The sequence below is a fragment of the Micromonospora xinjiangensis genome (assembly GCF_056150165.1).
In genome coordinates this window covers 42281-57995 of the sequence record NZ_JAXCFO010000013.1, presented here as the reverse complement: position 1 = coordinate 57995, position 15715 = coordinate 42281, and the positions used below count along the sequence as shown (strand labels likewise).

15 protein-coding genes are annotated in these 15715 nt (G+C 73.0%); 12 read left to right on the top strand and 3 right to left on the bottom strand.

The window, feature by feature from the left end:
* The first annotated feature begins 109 nt into the window (after positions 1 to 109).
* From SM573_RS29450 to SM573_RS29435, 4 genes are all read left to right on the top strand, one after another.
* Complete coding sequence (locus tag SM573_RS29450; RefSeq protein ID WP_474614596.1) at positions 110 to 1054, top strand: ComEA family DNA-binding protein; 945 nt, start codon at positions 110 to 112, stop codon at positions 1052 to 1054.
* A 173-nt stretch (positions 1055 to 1227) separates the two neighbouring features.
* Positions 1228 to 3579: a ComEC/Rec2 family competence protein gene (locus SM573_RS29445; protein WP_474617552.1), complete on the top strand. Its 2352-nt coding sequence runs from the start codon at positions 1228 to 1230 to the stop codon at positions 3577 to 3579.
* A gap of 157 nt (positions 3580 to 3736) precedes the next feature.
* Positions 3737 to 4717, top strand: a complete 981-nt coding sequence (gene holA / locus SM573_RS29440) for a DNA polymerase III subunit delta (RefSeq protein ID WP_474614565.1) — start codon at positions 3737 to 3739, stop codon at positions 4715 to 4717.
* Entirely contained in the window at positions 4714 to 5160 is a 447-nt protein-coding gene (locus SM573_RS29435) for a hypothetical protein (protein WP_474614564.1), read from the top strand. Before holA ends, SM573_RS29435 begins: the two co-directional genes overlap by 4 nt.
* A 361-nt stretch (positions 5161 to 5521) precedes the next feature.
* Here the strand turns inward: SM573_RS29435 and rpsT are convergent, their stop codons facing one another.
* Positions 5522 to 5788, bottom strand: coding sequence for a 30S ribosomal protein S20 (gene rpsT / locus SM573_RS29430; RefSeq protein WP_474614563.1), 267 nt, complete (start codon positions 5786 to 5788; stop codon positions 5522 to 5524).
* Between the two features lie 225 nt (positions 5789 to 6013).
* On the bottom strand, positions 6014 to 7009 hold the full coding sequence (locus SM573_RS29425; protein WP_474614562.1) for a phosphotransferase family protein: 996 nt from the start codon (positions 7007 to 7009) through the stop codon (positions 6014 to 6016).
* Positions 7010 to 7074: 65 nt separating this feature from the next.
* Here SM573_RS29425 and SM573_RS29420 point away from each other — a divergent pair, with 65 nt between their 5' ends.
* The 8 genes from SM573_RS29420 (at position 7075) to SM573_RS29385 (ending at position 14737) form a co-directional block, all read left to right on the top strand.
* Positions 7075 to 7617, top strand: a complete 543-nt coding sequence (locus SM573_RS29420; RefSeq protein WP_474614561.1) for a DUF4240 domain-containing protein — start codon at positions 7075 to 7077, stop codon at positions 7615 to 7617.
* Positions 7618 to 7766: 149 nt separating this feature from the next.
* Complete coding sequence (gene lepA, locus SM573_RS29415) at positions 7767 to 9644, top strand: translation elongation factor 4 (RefSeq protein WP_474614560.1); 1878 nt, start codon at positions 7767 to 7769, stop codon at positions 9642 to 9644.
* Between the two features lie 281 nt (positions 9645 to 9925).
* Entirely contained in the window at positions 9926 to 10210 is a 285-nt protein-coding gene (locus SM573_RS29410) for a GlsB/YeaQ/YmgE family stress response membrane protein (RefSeq protein ID WP_396707890.1), read from the top strand.
* 207 nt (positions 10211 to 10417) lie between these two features.
* On the top strand, positions 10418 to 10705 hold the full coding sequence (locus SM573_RS29405; protein ID WP_474614559.1) for a GlsB/YeaQ/YmgE family stress response membrane protein: 288 nt from the start codon (positions 10418 to 10420) through the stop codon (positions 10703 to 10705).
* Positions 10706 to 10923: 218 nt separating this feature from the next.
* A complete protein-coding gene (locus SM573_RS29400) occupies positions 10924 to 12213 on the top strand; it encodes a sugar ABC transporter substrate-binding protein (RefSeq protein WP_474614558.1) in 1290 nt (429 codons plus the stop codon).
* The gene (locus tag SM573_RS29395; RefSeq protein ID WP_474614557.1) at positions 12210 to 13196 is read left to right on the top strand and encodes a carbohydrate ABC transporter permease; all 987 of its coding nucleotides are present in this window, start codon (positions 12210 to 12212) and stop codon (positions 13194 to 13196) included. Before SM573_RS29400 ends, SM573_RS29395 begins: the two co-directional genes overlap by 4 nt.
* Complete coding sequence (locus SM573_RS29390; RefSeq protein ID WP_474614556.1) at positions 13193 to 14023, top strand: carbohydrate ABC transporter permease; 831 nt, start codon at positions 13193 to 13195, stop codon at positions 14021 to 14023. The genes SM573_RS29395 and SM573_RS29390 overlap by 4 nt, the downstream gene beginning before the upstream one ends.
* A 78-nt stretch (positions 14024 to 14101) precedes the next feature.
* Positions 14102 to 14737 carry an MOSC domain-containing protein gene (locus tag SM573_RS29385; protein ID WP_474614555.1) on the top strand — a complete coding sequence of 212 codons (636 nt, stop codon included), beginning with the start codon at positions 14102 to 14104 and terminating at the stop codon, positions 14735 to 14737.
* A gap of 4 nt (positions 14738 to 14741) precedes the next feature.
* Here SM573_RS29385 and SM573_RS29380 read toward each other — a convergent pair whose 3' ends face one another.
* Positions 14742 to 15665 carry a hypothetical protein gene (locus SM573_RS29380; RefSeq protein ID WP_474617529.1) on the bottom strand — a complete coding sequence of 308 codons (924 nt, stop codon included), beginning with the start codon at positions 15663 to 15665 and terminating at the stop codon, positions 14742 to 14744.
* Positions 15666 to 15715: the final 50 nt, after the last annotated feature.

Genomic DNA, 15715 nt, shown 5'->3' with positions numbered 1-15715 from the left:
CCTAGCAGACGCCGACATGATCAGGGCGTTGTCCACAGGGGGAGGACGCGTCCACAGGGTGAAGGACCGCTCGACCCGCGGGAGAGGTCCGCACCCCTAGCGTCACGTCGTGTCCCACGACGACGAGACCGTACGCCGCCGCCTGTCACGGCTCACCGCGCAGCCGCCGTCCGGGCCGGCGCCGGCCGGCGGTTCGTCGCCGACGGACGTTCCCCTGACGCTGTCCGGCCCGCCATCGGCGGCCGACGGCGACACGAGTACGGCGGCATGGTCACCGGTCGACGGTCGGCCGCCGTGGGACGCGCTACCCGCAGGTGCGCGTCCGGTCCGCCCCGCCGCGAGCGCGTCGGACACCCCGGCGGCGGGCGATCCGCCACCGACCCCCCACGCCGGGGCGGGCGAGCCCGGGCGGTTGCCGGGCCCGGGCGCGTTCGATCCGGGTCGGCGCGGGGTGCGCGCCCTGGCGGCCGTCGCCGTGGTGGTCGTCCTGGGTGCCGCCCTCTGGGCCTGGCGCTCGCGCCCCCGCGCGGAGCCGGTCCCGCCGGCGGTGAACGCCACCGTGCCCGTGGCGGAGGACGTCGCCGAGCCGGCCGCGAGCCCGACGGTCGAGCTGGTCGTCGCGGTCGCCGGCAAGGTGCGCCGGCCCGGTCTGGTGCGACTGCCGGCCGGCGCCCGGCTCGCCGACGCCGTCCAGGCGGCGGGCGGGGCGTTGCCGGGGGTGGACGTGGCACTGCTGAACCCGGCCCGCAAGGTGGTCGACGGCGAGCTGATCGTGGTCGGCGTGTCCCCGCCGCCGGCCGCCGCGGGCCAGCCGGCCGCGCCCGGGGGCGCGTCGGCGGCGGGCACGGTGCCGGGCGCCGGAGGGCGGGTCAACCTCAACACGGCGGATCTCGCGCAGCTCGACGCGCTGCCCGGGGTCGGTCCGGTGCTCGCCCAACGCATCCTCACCCACCGGGAGCAGCACGGCGCCTTCCGGTCGGTCGGCGACCTGCGGCAGGTCGACGGGATCGGTGACGCCCGCTACGAACAGCTCAAGGACCTGGTGACGGTGTGAGGTCGCGACCGGATCCGAGAGCCGTCCGTGGCCGGTGTCCCCGCCCGGCCCGCCGGCTCGCGGCCCCCGACGACGGGCGGGCCACGGGCACCACCCCGAACGCGCCACCGCCACCCGGCGTCCTGGTCACACCCGCCCCGAGCACCGGCGAGGCGGTGGCGACACCCGACGGGATGCCGGACCTGCGGCTGGCCGGGCTGGCCGTGGCCGCCTGGCTCACCGCGCTGGCCGGGCTGCACCTCGGCGCGTCGACCGTACTCCTGATCGCGGCGCTGACGGCGGTGTGCTGCGCCGCCGGCGCGCTGCACCTTCTCGGCCTGCTCGGCCGCCCCGGGCACCGCGCCCGGCGGCACGGCTGGATCGCCGTCGCGGTGGGCATCGGCATCGTCTGCGGCGGCACGGCCAGCGCCGCCCGGCTGGCCGTACGCGACGGCGCCGCGTTGCGCGCCCTCGCCGACCAGCGGGCGACCGTCACCACCGAACTCGTGGTCCGGGACGATCCCCGGCCGATCCGGGGTGCCCCGGGCCGTCCCGCCACCCTGCTGGTGCACACGCAACTGGTCCACCTCGACGGGCCGGACGGTCGGCGGATCGCCGCGCCGGTCCGCGTCCTGGTGCTGGCCGCCGACCCCGGTTGGCGGGGACTGCTGCCCGGGCAGCGTCTCACCGCCCAGGGACGCCTCGGCGTCCCGCGCGGCGGCGACCTCACCGCCGCCGTGCTGGGTGCCACCGGGCCACCGGCCCGGCACGGGCCACCATCCTGGGCGCAGCGCGCCGCCGGGTCGCTGCGGGCCGGGCTGCAACGTGCCTGCGCCCCGCTCCCCGACGAGCAGGGGGGACTGCTGCCCGGGTTGGTCGTGGGCGACACCAGTCGGCTGCTGCCCACGGTCGAGGAGGACTTCCGTGCCACCGGCATGACCCATCTCAACGCCGTGTCCGGCTCCAACGTGGCCATCGTGCTGGGCGCGGTGCTGCTGCTTGCCCGCTGGTGCCGGGCCGGCCCGTGGCTCGCCGCCGGGCTCTGCGGAGTCGCCCTCGTGGGCTTCGTGATCCTGGTCCGCCCCTCGCCGAGCGTGGTCCGTGCCGCCACGATGGGCGCCATCGGGCTGGCCGCACTGGCCGCCGGCCGGCCGCGTGCCGCGCTGCCCGCGCTGGCCGCCGCGGTCACCGTGCTGGTGCTCGTCGACCCGGCCCTGGCCGGCGACGCGGGCTTCGCGCTCTCCGTGCTCGCCACCGGCGGGCTCCTGCTGCTCGCCCCGCGCTGGCGTGACGGGCTGCGACGGCGCGGCGTACCGGCCGGGCTGGCCGAGGCGCTCGCGGTGCCCGCCGCCGCCCAGCTCGCCTGCGCTCCCGTGGTGGCCGCGCTCTCCGGCACGGTCAGTCTGGTCGCCGTGCCGGCGAACCTGTTGGCGGTACCGGCCATCGCACCGGCGACCGTGCTCGGCGTCGTCGCGGCCACGGTGTCGCCGCTCTGGCCGGCCGGCGCCGAGTTCGCGGCATGGCTGGCGAGCTGGCCCGCGTGGTGGCTGGTGCTGGTCGCCCGGCACGGCGCCCGGCTACCCGCCGGCACGCTGCCCTGGCCGGGCGGGGTGTGGGGTGCCCTCCTGCTGGCGGTGCTGACCGTGGCGCTGCTGCTCGCCGTCCGCCGGCCGGTGGTGCGCCGGCTGGTGGCGGTGGTGACCGTCGCGGTGGTGCTGGGTGGGCTGCCCGTACGGCTGGTGGCCCGGGGCTGGCCGCCGCCGGGGTGGGTGGTCGTGGCGTGTGCGGTCGGCCAGGGCGACGCCGTGGTGCTGCCGATCACCGCCGGCCGGGCCCTCGTGGTCGACGCCGGCCCGGAGCCGGCGGCCGTGGACGGCTGCCTGCGCAGGCTCGGGGTCCGCGAGGTGCCGCTGTTCGTGGTCAGCCACTACCACGCCGATCACGTGGGCGGGGTCGAGGGCGTGTTCCGCGGGCGCCGGGTGGCGGCCGTGCTCACCCCCGCCTGGCCGGAACCGGAGGGTGGGCAGGACCTGGTGCTCGGGGCGGCCGCCGCCGGGCGGGCCCGGCTGGTCACCGGCTCGGCCGGGTGGGCGTACCGGGCGGGCGCGTTGGAGCTCGTGGTGCTCGGGCCGCCGTACCCGCTGCGCGGCACGCGCTCGGATCCGAACAACAACTCACTGGTGCTGCGCGCGACGGTGGCGGGGGTGCGCGTCCTGCTCCCCGGTGACGCCGAGTCCGAGGAGCAGCGCGCCCTGCTGGACCGGTCGCCCCCGGGCGCCCTGCGCGCCGAGGTCCTGAAGGTCGCCCACCACGGCTCGGCCTATCAGGATCCGGCGTTCCTCGACGCGGTCCATCCGTCCGTCGCGCTGGTGCCGGTGGGCGTCGGCAACACCTACGGGCATCCGCATCCGGCGCTGCTCGCCCGGCTCGCCCGTGCCGGGGTGCGGGTGTTGCGGACCGACCGGGACGGCGACGTGGCGGCGGTCCGGGTGGACAGCGGTCTCGCCGTGGTGGCGCGGGGCACGCCGCCGGGCCGGCAGCCGTGAGACAGGGAGTGTGACGTCGACGCCGCGGAATCCCGACGCGGCGGTCTTGCTGGGGTAGATGGCGGATTGACATAAATGTCTGGATTTGCACTGAGTGCAGGCTCCGCCGCCTGGGCGGCCGGTGAGCAGGCACGATCCCGCTGCGGGGCGTGCGAATATGGGCGACGTGACCCCCGCCAGCCTCGCCCCCATTCTGCTCGTCCTCGGCGACGAGGAGCTGCTCGCCACGCGCGCCGTGACCGAAGCCGTCGCGAAAGCGCGCAGCGTCGACCCCGATGTGGACGTCCGCGAATACCAGGCCGGCGCGCTCACCCCCGGCGAGGTCGCCGAGATGCTCAGCCCGTCGCTGTTCGGTGGCCGTCGGCTGCTGGTGCTGCGCTCCGGTCAGGACGCCCGCAAGGACCTGGTCGCGGCCCTGCTGGCGTACGCGAAGAATCCCGACCCGGACGTGCAGCTCGTCGTGCTGCACCTGGGCGCGGCCAAGGGCAAGGCGTTCGCCGAGGGGCTGAAGGCGGCCGGGGCGACGGTCGTGCCGGCGGTGAAGCTGAAGGGCCACCGGGACCGGGTGGCGTTCGTGCGCGACGAGATCCGCCGGGGCGGTGGGAAGTGCACGGAGGACGCCGCGGAGGCGTTGATCGCGGCGGTCGGCAACGACCTGCGGGAGCTGGCCGCGGCCTGCTCCCAGTTGATCGCCGACACCGACGGGCGGATCGGCGCCGACACCGTGGCCCGGTACTACCGCGGGCGGGTGGAGGTGAGCGGCTTCACCGTCGCCGACGCCACCATGGTCGGCGACGTCCCGGCCGCGCTGGAGGCGCTGCGCTGGGCGCTGCACGTCGGGGTCGACCCGGTCCCGATCGCCGACGCGCTCGCCGACGGCGTCCGGACGGTTGCCCGGGTCGCGTCCGCCGGCCGGGGCAGCCCCTACCAGCTCGCGAGCAGCCTCGGGATGCCGGCGTGGAAGATCGAGCGGGCGCAGCGGCAGGGCCGCGGGTGGACGCCGGACGGTCTCGCGCTGGCCATGCAGGCCGCCGCCGAGTGCAACGCGGCCGTCAAGGGCGGTTCGGACGACCGGGCGTACGCGCTGGAGCGGGCCGTCTTCTCGATGGCGGCCGCCCGGCAGGGCGGCGCCCGGTGAGCGGATCGGCCCGTACGGCGTGGGCCACGCTCCGGGCCGACGAGGAGCAGCACCGCCCGCTCTACGCGCGGGTGCTCGGGCTGCGGTTCGTCAACCCGGGCGGGGTGCTCTGCTTCCTCTTCTTCGAGGGCGCGATCTCGCTGGCGGTGCTGCTCGCCCTCGCCGAGCTGGTCAGTTGGTGGGCGGTGCTGGTCCTGCCGGCCGTCGTGGCCGTCATGGTCAAGCTCAACGACGTGGTGGCGGCGGTCGTGGTCCGGTCCGCGGCGCTCGTGCCCGAGCAGGAGCGCGACCGGTTCCGCCGGCAGATGGAGCCGGTGGTCGGGCGCGCGCGCGTGGAGTGGATCAGGCACAGCGTGGCCGGCGTCGTCGTCTCGGCCGAGCCGATCGACCCCGCCCGACCGGACGCCGCGCACGCCGGCGGCGACACCGACGCCCCGCGCTGAACGCCCCTGCGTCTCCTCCCTGTCGGCCGTGCCGGTGGCGTGCCCTCAGCGTGGCGCTGGACAACCCGTCGCCTCCGGGCTCGGCCGTGCCGGTGGCGTGCCCTCAGGGTGGCGCTGGACGTCCGGCCGGCTCCATGCTCGCCTGCCGGGAGTGCGCCCCCAGCGCGGCGCTGGACGTCCGTCTGCCCGGGCCGACGGTGCCGGACCGCGCGCCCGAGCGGCCGCCGGTGGCGGGGGAGAACCGGCTACTCCGCCGGCCCGGGAACGACCCGGGGCGCACCGGGATCAGGGCCCGGAAAGCAGACAGCCGGAAGCCCCCGGGCGTCCCGGGGGCTTCCGGCGAGGTCTGGCGTCGCCTGGGTCAGGCGGAGAACGACGCGACGCGCTTGGCGATCGCGGACTTGCGGTTCGCGGCCTGGTTGGCGTGGATCACGCCCTTGCTGACCGCCTTGTCGAGCTTGCGGGAGGCGTCCCGCATGAGGGCGGTGGCCTGCTCGACGTCGCCGGTCTCGGCGGCCTCGTGGAACTTGCGGATGGCGGTCTTCAGCGACGACTTGACCGACTTGTTACGCAGCCGGCGCTTCTCGTTCTGCCGGTTGCGCTTGATCTGGGACTTGATGTTCGCCACGCGACAGCCTCGTCTTGATAGCTCGGGTTGGTCAGCTTCTCCGCACGACGAGCATGCGTCATCGCCGCGCGAAGAGCCAGGTTACCAGGTCGGCCGGGACGAGCCAAAACGGCACCCGCGTGAGGGTGGGGCACGGGACGTGCCGCTGCCCACCGCCGTCGAGCACCGCCTCGGCCCGCGCTCCGGGCCCGAGGGCCTGCCCGGCAGGTCCGGCACCCTCGATCGTCACGCCCAGCCCTGGCGGTCGGCCAGCCAGGCCAGGGCCTGTTCGCCGCTCCACCGTTGGTGCCGGCGGATGTGCGGCGAGGCGGTGGGCGGCGTCGCCGCCGCGGTGGTGAGGAAGTACCCGGCCAGCGCGGCCAGGGTCACGTCGAGGGCGTCCGCGGGCGCGTCCGCGACCACCGGGTGCGCGCCGAACAGCCGGTCGGCGTCCAGCCCGCTGGCGTACCCCGTGATCAGAAGGCCGGCGAGGTCGAACCACGCCGGGCCGTGGCACGACCAGGCCCAGTCGCAGAACCACGCGCCGCCGTCCCGGCCGATCAGCACGTTGTCCAGCCGCAGGTCGCCGTGGATCAGCCCGGTGGCGGTCGCGGCGTAGTCAGGCAGGCGGGACTCCAGCGCGACCAGGTCGGGCAACCGGTCCCGCACCGGCCCGGGCAGGGGCGGCGGCGGCTCGCGACCGGCGGCGACCTCCTCCCACCACAGGATGTCGTCGCGGGCCAGGTCGGCGAGGTGCGGCAGCCCGAGGGCGACCAGGTCGGCCGGTGGGCGGGCCAACGCGGCGGCGACCTCGGCGTACCCGGCGAGGGTGGCGGACAACTCGGCCGGCTCCCAGGGCAGGCGGGGGGTCCGGCCGTCGATCGCCTCCTGACCCACCGCGAACCAGCCCGCCACGTCCAACCACCAGCGGGGGCGGGGCGCCGGCAGGCCGGCGGGCAGCCGGTCGAGGATCGCGAACTCCCGCGCGTACCAGTCGACGAGCTGCGGCTGGCCGGCGGTGGGCGCGGCCTTCACGAAGACCCTCGCCCCGTCGGCGGCCTCGACGACGCCGGCGAAACCGCGGGTGAAGCCCGCGCCGGCGACTCGTACCGTGGTGACCGGAGCGGCCAGCCGGTCGGCCACCGCCGCCCGCAACTCGGCGGGCAGGTCCGACCAGTCGGGTCGCTGCGCCGTCGCGTCGTACGGGACCGGGGGCGGCGACATCGCTGGCACGCGCTCCATGCTGCCGCCTCGCCGGCCGCCTGGCGATTCGGCGCGACGTGTCCGGTCTGGAAGACTGCCAGCCCATGAGGACCGACGACTTCTGGCAGTTGATCGATCGGGCCCGGGCCGGCGGCGGGGGAGAGGCCCAGGCGGTGGCCGCCCGGGCGGTGGCGCTGCTGGCCGAGCGCGAGCCGGCCGACATCGTCGGCTACGCGCGTCACCAGCGGCGGGTGCTGGCCGCCTCCCGCAAGGTCGATCTCTGGGCCGCCGCCTACCTGATCAACGGGGGTGCGTCCGACGACGGATTCGAGTACTTCCGGGGCTGGCTCATGACGCAGGGCCGGGCGGTCTTCGCCCGGGCGGTCGCCGACCCGGACTCGCTCGCCGAGCTGCCGCAGATCCGGTCGGCGGCGCTCACCGGCGAGGAGTTCGAGTCGGAGGACATGCTCACGGTGCCCGTGGAGGCGTACCGCAGGGCGACCGCGACGGACCTGCCGGCCGACACCGATCCCGACCCGGTAGCGGGCCCCGGCCTGGACGACTTCTGGGACTTCGACGACGAGGAGGAGGCGCGCCGACGGCTGCCGCGCCTCGCCGCGCTCTTCGTCGAGCCACCCGCGGAGTGACGGGCGCGGCGTCCGGCCGCCGGGGGAGCGGGACGCTCTTCGTCGAGCCGCCGGAGGAGTGATCCGACCGCGCCCCGAGCGGCGTGGGAGCATAGAGGGGGCCGGCTCCGCGCCGGCCTGCTCACGTCAGCCGACCAGAACGGACAGCTGTGCCACCGACGCTCGATTCCGGCGCGAACGCTCCTGGTGCCACCGACCCGGCCCGCATCAGGAACTTCTGCATCATCGCCCACATCGACCACGGGAAGTCGACCCTGGCCGACCGGATGCTGCAGCTCACCGGCGTGGTCGACCCGCGGCAGATGCGCGCCCAGTATCTCGACCGGATGGACATCGAGCGTGAGCGCGGCATCACGATCAAGAGTCAGGCCGTCCGCATGCCGTGGACGATCCGCGAGGGTGAGCGGGCCGGCGAGTCGGCCGTGCTCAACATGATCGACACCCCGGGTCACGTCGACTTCACCTACGAGGTGTCCCGGTCGCTGGCCGCCTGCGAGGGCGCGATCCTGCTCGTCGACGCGGCCCAGGGCATCGAGGCGCAGACCCTCGCGAACCTCTACCTGGCGCTCGAGAACGACCTGCACATCATCCCGGTGCTCAACAAGATCGACCTGCCGGCGGCGCAGCCCGAGAAGTACGCCGAGGAGTTGGCCCACCTGATCGGCGGCGACCCCGCCGACTGCATCAAGGTCTCCGGCAAGACCGGCGAGGGCGTGCCCCACCTGCTCGACGAGATCGTCCGGCAGTTCCAGCCGCCGGTCGGCGACGCCGACGCGCCCGCCCGGGCCATGATCTTCGACTCGGTCTACGACGTCTACCGGGGTGTGGTCACGTACGTCCGGGTGGTCGACGGGCGGATCAGCGCCCGCGACCGGATCAAGATGATGTCCACCGGGGCGACCCACGAGCTGCTGGAGATCGGCGTCATCTCCCCGGAGATGGTGAAGGCCGACGCCCTCGGGGTCGGCGAGGTGGGCTACCTGATCACCGGCGTGAAGGACGTGCGCCAGTCGCGGGTCGGCGACACGGTCACCATCAACGCCAATCCGGCGACGGACGCGCTCGGCGGCTACAAGGACCCGAAGCCGATGGTCTACTCCGGCCTCTACCCGATCGACGGGTCCGACTACCCCAACCTGCGTGACGCGTTGGACAAGCTCAAGCTCAACGACGCCGCGCTGACGTACGAGCCGGAGACCTCCGGCGCGCTCGGGTTCGGGTTCCGCTGCGGCTTCCTCGGCCTGCTGCACCTGGAGATCATCCGAGAGCGGCTGGAGCGGGAGTTCAACCTCGACCTCATCTCCACCGCGCCGAACGTGGTCTACCGCGCCGTCCAGGAGGACGGCCGGGAGATCGTGGTGACCAACCCCAGCGAGTACCCGACCGGCAAGATCGCCGAGGTGTACGAGCCGACGGTGCGGGCCACCGTGCTGACGCCGAACGACTACGTCGGTGCGGTGATGGAGCTGTGCCAGGGGCGGCGCGGCAACCTGCTGGGCATGGACTACCTCTCCGCGGACCGGGTGGAGCTGCGCTACACGCTGCCCCTCGCGGAGATCATCTTCGACTTCTTCGACCAGCTCAAGAGCCGCACCAAGGGCTACGCCTCGCTCGACTACGAGCCCTCCGGCGAGCAGTCGTCCGACCTGGTCAAGGTGGACATCCTGCTGCACGGCGAGCCGGTCGACGCGTTCAGCGCCATCGTGCACAAGGACAAGGCGTACAACTACGGCGTCTCGATCGCCGCGAAGCTGCGCAACCTGATCCCGCGGCAGCAGTTCGAGGTGCCGATCCAGGCGGCGATCGGCAGCCGCGTGATCGCCCGGGAGACCATCCGCGCGATCCGTAAGGATGTGCTCGCGAAGTGCTACGGCGGTGACATCAGCCGTAAGCGCAAGCTGCTGGAGAAGCAGAAGGAGGGCAAGAAGCGGATGAAGATGGTGGGCCGGGTGGAGGTCCCGCAGGAGGCCTTCATCGCCGCGCTCTCCTCCGACTCCGCGGAGGGCAAGCCCGCCGGAAAGAAGTAGCCCACGGCGTACGACGGCCGGCACCCCACGCGGGGTGCCGGCCGTCGGCGTTCTCCCCATGGCCGGAACTATTTTCCGGCCCGCCGGTGGTCCCGTGAAGGCGTCGACACCGCGTCCGACCTGGGTGGACGGTGCTCCGGCGGCGGTCCGGGCGTGGACGCGCATTGACGCGAGCCGACGTTCTGTTCGCCGTCCGGTTTGGTTTTTCGGTGCCTCGGGAACTTAGCGGCCACGACAGGAAGCACACACAACGTGTGAAACATTCTTGAAGGAGGGCGACCGTGGAGCTGACCGTTTGGGGCATCATCACCGCGCTCATCGTTGGTCTGATCGTCGGGGCGCTGGGCCGTCTGGTCGTCCCGGGCCGGCAGGACATGCCGATGTGGCTGCACATGCTGATCGGTGTGGGTGCCGCGCTGCTCGGCACGGTGCTCGCGCGGGCGTTGGGCATCGCGACGGAGACCGCTGGTGTGGACTGGGGTGAGCTGCTGGTCCAGGTGGTGCTGGCCGCCATCGCGGTGGCGCTGGTCGCCGGCGTGGGTCGTCGCCGCAGCGTCACTCGGTAACGACCAGGCCGGCGTACGACCGGCAAGCAGCACCGCGACGGGCGTCCGGCCGCACCGGCCGGGCGCCCGTCGCCGTCTGCCCGGCTCGCCCGCGATCCCGGCGATCCGCGACCGCTGTCCCGGAAAGTCGGTTTGGTGCGCGGCGTGATCGGGAACGTTTCCGTCACGACAGCACACGACGCGTGACACGTTCTAAGGAGGGCGACCGTGGAGCTGACCGTTTGGGGCATCATCACCGCGCTCATCGTTGGTCTGATCGTCGGGGCGCTGGGCCGTCTGGTCGTCCCGGGCCGGCAGGACATGCCGATGTGGCTGCACATGCTGATCGGTGTGGGTGCCGCGCTGCTCGGCACGGTGCTCGCGCGGGCGTTGGGCATCGCGACGGAGACCGCTGGTGTGGACTGGGGTGAGCTGCTGGTCCAGGTGGTGCTGGCCGCCATCGCGGTGGCGCTGGTCGCCGGCGTGGGTCGTCGCCGCAGCGTCACCTACCGGTAATTCGCACGTCGACGCACGAAGGGGCGCGCGACCGAGTGGTCACGCGCCCCTTCGTCTCGGTACGGCCCGATTCGCCCCGGCCTCGGGCCTCCCCTGGGGCGTCGACCTGCGGTACCGTCGCGTCGCCCACCGTCGACCGCCCACTGTCGTAAAGGATTTTTTCCTACTAAGGTGCGGCGGAGAAGGTTAGTGCCAGGCGGCGCGAGGGGAGATGTGGCGTGAACAGGTGGAAGCGGCTGGCCCCGGTCACCGCCGTGGTGGCTTCGGCCGCGATGGTGCTGACCGGCTGCGGCGGTTCCGGTGACGACGAGACGGCCGACACCAGCAAGCTGACGGTCTGGATGATGGGTGAGGGCGGCGAGGCCCAGACCGCGTTCCTCGACGGTGTCGAGGCCGAGTTCCGGCAGAAGCACCCGGACACCGACGTGGTGGTGCAGTACATCCCGTGGCTGGAGGCGCCGAAGAAGTTCCAGGCCGCCCTGGCCGGCGGTGAGGGGCCGGACGTCACCGAGCTGGGCAACACCGAGACGCAGGGCTGGGCGCAGCAGGAGGCCCTCGCGGACCTGAGTGACCGGATGGGCGACTGGGCCGACGGCAAGGACATCCTGCCCGACCTGATCAAGAACGCGCAGCTCGACGGCAAGCAGTACGGCGTGCCGTGGTACGCCGGTGTGCGCGGCATCTACTACCGCACCGACTGGTTCGCCGAGGCCGGTGTGCAGCCGCCGACCACCTGGGACGAACTGGTGACCGTCGCCAAGGCCGTACAGGCCAAGAAGCCGAACACCTACGGCATCGCCGTGCCCGGCAACTCCGAGCTGCCCTTCTACTCGTTCCTCTGGGGTGCGGGCGCCGAGATCGCCACCGACCAGAACGGCACCTGGAAGTCCGGCTACACCACTCCCGAGGCGCAGCGGGCGGTCAAGTTCTGGACTGACCTGGTGACCGTGCACAAGGTCGCGCCGCCCGCCGCGGCCGGCTGGAACGAGATCGACGCCCGGACGCAGTTCGCCACCGGCAAGGCGGCGATGGCGTTCGCCGGCAGCTGGCAGCAGGGCGCCATCAAGAAGGACAACCCGGAGATCGAGAAGGTGTGGGGCACGTTCCCGATCCCCGGGCCGGACGGCAAGCCCGCGCCGGCGTTCGCCGGTGGTTCGGACATCGCCATCTGGCGCGACAGTGAGCGGCAGGACCTCGCCTGGGACTACCTGACGGTGCTGCTGAACAAGAAGAACGCCCAGACCTTCGCCGACAGCCTCGGCTTCTTTCCCGTCTACCGGGACCTGGTTGGCGGCGACAAGTACGCCGGTGACAAGATCATGTCGGCGTTCGCGACCACGATGCAGAACACGAAGGTCACGCCGCTCACCCCGAAGTGGGTGGAGGTCAGCCGCACGAAGACGGTGACCCAGGCGATGAACAGCTCGGTCATGAAGGGTCAGAAGACGGTCGAGAAGGCTACCGCCGACGCGGCCGCGGAGATGGAAAGCATCCTCAACGCCAAGTGACCACGCTGACCGACGCGCCGGAGACGTCCGCCGCGCGGGAGACCCCCGCGCGGCGGCGTCGCCCGGTCGACCGCCTGCCGTACCTGCTGCTCCTGCCCTGCCTGATCGTCGTCGGCGTGCTGCTGCTCTGGCCGCTCGGCCAGGTGGTGGCCATGTCGTTCTACCGGCTCAACAACGTGCGACAGTTGCGCGGGGATCGGGAGTGGCCGTGGGTCGGGCTCGACAACTACGCCCAGATCCTGGGTGACCCGTTCTTCCTCACGGTGCTGCGCAACACCGTGCTGTTCGCGGTGGCCAACGTGGTGCTCACCATGATCCTGGGCACGCTCGTCGGCCTGCTGCTCAACCGGCTCGGCCGGAAGATGGCGACCTTCGTGGCCAGCTGCGTGATGCTCGCCTGGGCCACCCCGGCGCTGACCGGCACGATCGTCTGGAAGTGGATCTTCGACGACACCAGCGGGCTGGTCACCTGGTTGTTCAACGCGCTGCCGGACGGGATGTCGCAGGCGCTCTTCGGGCGTAGCGACTGGACCGGGTACGGCTGGTTCAACTCCCCGCTGCTCTTCTTCTCGATCCTGACCCTCGTGGTGGTCTGGCACTCGTTCCCGTTCATCGCGGTGAGCGTCCTGGCCGGGCTGAAGAGCGTGCCGAGCGAGCTGCACGAGGCGGCCCGGGTCGACGGCGCGGGCCCCTGGCGGGTGTTCTGGCGGATCACCTTCCCGCTGCTGCGCCCCGTCTTCGGGATCCTGATCGTGCTCTCCACGATCTGGGACTTCAAGGTCTTCACCCAGCAGTTCGTGCTGGCCGGCGGCACCCAGGACCGGCCGACGTTCATGCTCTCCATCTACTCGTACGCGGAGGCCTTCTCGCCGCCGCCGAAGTACGGCCTGGGCGCGGCGATCGCGGTGATCCTCACGCTGATCCTGCTCGTGGTCACCGGCTTCTACGTACGGATGGTGCTCAAGCAGGAGGACGAGTCGTGAAGAAGGTCGCCCTCAACGGCGCCGGGCTGCTGGTGGCGCTCTTCGCGGCCTTCCCGGTCTACTGGATGATCGCCACCTCGCTGAAGCCCAGCCGGGACATCTTCTCGGCCACCCCGCAGCCCGTGCCGACCCATCCCACGCTGACGCACTACCGGGAGATCCTGACCGGCAACCTGATCCCCGGGGTCAGCTTCGCCGACTTCTTCCTCAACAGCGCGCTGGTCGCCGTCTCCACGGTGGTGCTCAGCGGCCTGGTCGCGCTGCTGGCCGCCACCGCCGTGGCCCGGTTCCGGTTCCGGCTGCGGACCAGCTTCCTGATCATGCTGCTCGTGGTGCAGATGATCCCGCTGGAGGCCCTGGTCATCCCGCTCTTCCTGATGATCCAGCGGCTCGGGCTCTACAACACGCTGCCCAGCCTGATCCTCACCTACCTGGGCTTCTCGCTGCCGTTCGCCATCTGGATGCTGCGCGGGTTCGTGGCGGCCGTGCCGAAGGAGCTGGAGGAGGCGGCGGCGATCGACGGGGCGAGCCGGGCGCAGACCTTCCGGCGGATCCTCTTCCCGCTGGTCGCCCCCGGGCTGGTGGCGACCAGCATCTTCTCCTTCATCACGGCCTGGAACGAGCTGATCTTCGCGCTCACCTTCATCAACGACCAGGACCGCTACACCCTGCCGGTGGCGATGACCTTCTTCTTCGGACGCGACGACACCGCCTGGGGTCCGGTCATGGCCGCGTCCACCCTGTTCACGCTGCCAGTGATCATCTTCTTCCTGCTGGTGCAGCGACGGATGGTCTCCGGGCTGGTCGCGGGAGCGGTCAAGGGCTGACCCCGCGCGGCCCGCGGGGGCGGCGGCGTGATCTTCGTCGTGCCCGGCGCCGGGCCGGCTGCGGCTAGGCTGGCCGCCATGACGGGCAGGGTGGTATCGGTGAACCTCGGTGTGGTCACCGAGGCGACGTGGGCCGGCGACGCGAGTGGGCGCAGTGGCATCGACAAGCGCCCCGTGGAGGGGCCGGTGCCGGTGCGTACGGACGGCGTGGCGGGTGACTTCATCGGCGAGCGGGCCGTCCACGGCGGCCCCGACCAGGCGGTCTACGCGTACGCGGCCGAGGACGCCGGCTGGTGGGCGGGCGAGCTGGGGCGCGAGATCGGGCCGGGTGGCTTCGGGGAGAACCTGACCACCTCGGCCGTGGACGTGACCGGGGCGGTGATCGGCGAGCGGTGGCTGATCGGCTCCGCCCTGCTCCAGGTGACCAAGCCCCGTACCCCCTGCACCACGTTCGCCGGCTTCTGGGGCGTACCGGATCTGATCAAGCGCTTCACCGTCCGGGCGCTGCCCGGCGCGTACCTGCGGGTGCTGCGCGAGGGCGAGGTCGGCGCGGGCGACCCGGTCCAGGTGGTCGAGCGGCCCGCGCACGGGGTGACCATCGGGGAGGTGTTCCGGGCGCTGAACCTGGAGCCGGAGCTGCTGCCCCGCCTGCTGGACGCACCCGACCTGCCGGACCGGCTCCGCGAGAAGGCGCGTCGCCGGCTGGGGATCTGAGCGGTCAACGCAGCAGGACGTTCGCGATGTGGGCGGTCGTGCCGCCCCACGCCGCGAAGGTGAGCTGCCCGCAGCCGACGTTCTCGGTCTCGGCGAACCGGCCGGCGGGTATCCCGTCCACCGTCACCGAGTGGGTCGATCCGCGCACCGAGACCACGACGTGGCGGGTCCGACGCAGGTCGGCGACCGGGTACGAGCCCCCACCCATCCCGCCGACGCCCGGCGTCGGCAGCGACGAGAACTTGGCGACGAAGGAATCGCCGGAGTCCAGGTAGAACAGGACCGCGTCACCGCTCGCCTGGTCGTTGTCGAGGCCGCCACGGGCAAGCACGGCCAGCCCGTAGTAGTCCACGGTGCCGGCGTCGAGCCGTACGTCGAACTCGATCGTGCCGTCACAGGTCACGTGGTCCTTCAGGTAGACGCCCCACTGGCTCTCGTTGCTGTCCGGCGTGTCGATCCGCAGGGCCGCCCCCTCGGCGACCAGGCTGAAGGGCCCGTGGGTGCCGCCGAAGCGCCGGAAGTCGGCGGCGGCGACGTACGGCGACCGGGGGGTGGGCTTCACCTGAGCGGGCCGCGGGCCCGCGCTCGTCGACCGGGGGGCGCTCGACCGGGTCGCTCCCGCCGAGGACGCGCCCGGCGCCGGCGCGGTCCCGGTGCCGCTCCCGGTCGGACTGGCGGATTTCTTCGGCCCGGCCGCGGTCGGGACGTTGGCCGGCACGCTCACCGAAGGGGTGGGCGGCCCCGCCGTCGTCCCCTCGGTCGGCAGCCGGCCCTCCAGGAACGTGACGCCGGACGCCGCCACGAGGAGCAGCGCGAAGATCCCGACCACCCAGCGCCCGGTCAACCGTTGCGGTGGTTTGATCCAGTTGCCGACGACACCGAGCGCCACTCCGAGCACCAGCAACGTGAGTGCGATGCCGTCCTTCATGCGGCACAGGGTACGGACGGCCGGGCCGGATCCCGCTCAACTGTCGGTCA

Bases quoted from the DNA above. Each gene is read 5' to 3' on its own strand.
- SM573_RS29445 (WP_474617552.1), top strand. From the start codon at position 1,228: ATGCCGGACCTGCGGCTGGCCGGGCTGGCCGTGGCCGCCTGGCTCACC.
- holA (WP_474614565.1), top strand. From the start codon at position 3,737: ATGGGCGACGTGACCCCCGCCAGCCTCGCCCCCATTCTGCTCGTCCTC.
- SM573_RS29425 (WP_474614562.1), bottom strand. From the start codon at position 7,009: ATGGAGCGCGTGCCAGCGATGTCGCCGCCCCCGGTCCCGTACGACGCG.
- SM573_RS29420 (WP_474614561.1), top strand. From the start codon at position 7,075: ATGAGGACCGACGACTTCTGGCAGTTGATCGATCGGGCCCGGGCCGGC.
- SM573_RS29385 (WP_474614555.1), top strand. From the start codon at position 14,102: ATGACGGGCAGGGTGGTATCGGTGAACCTCGGTGTGGTCACCGAGGCG.
- SM573_RS29380 (WP_474617529.1), bottom strand. From the start codon at position 15,665: ATGAAGGACGGCATCGCACTCACGTTGCTGGTGCTCGGAGTGGCGCTC.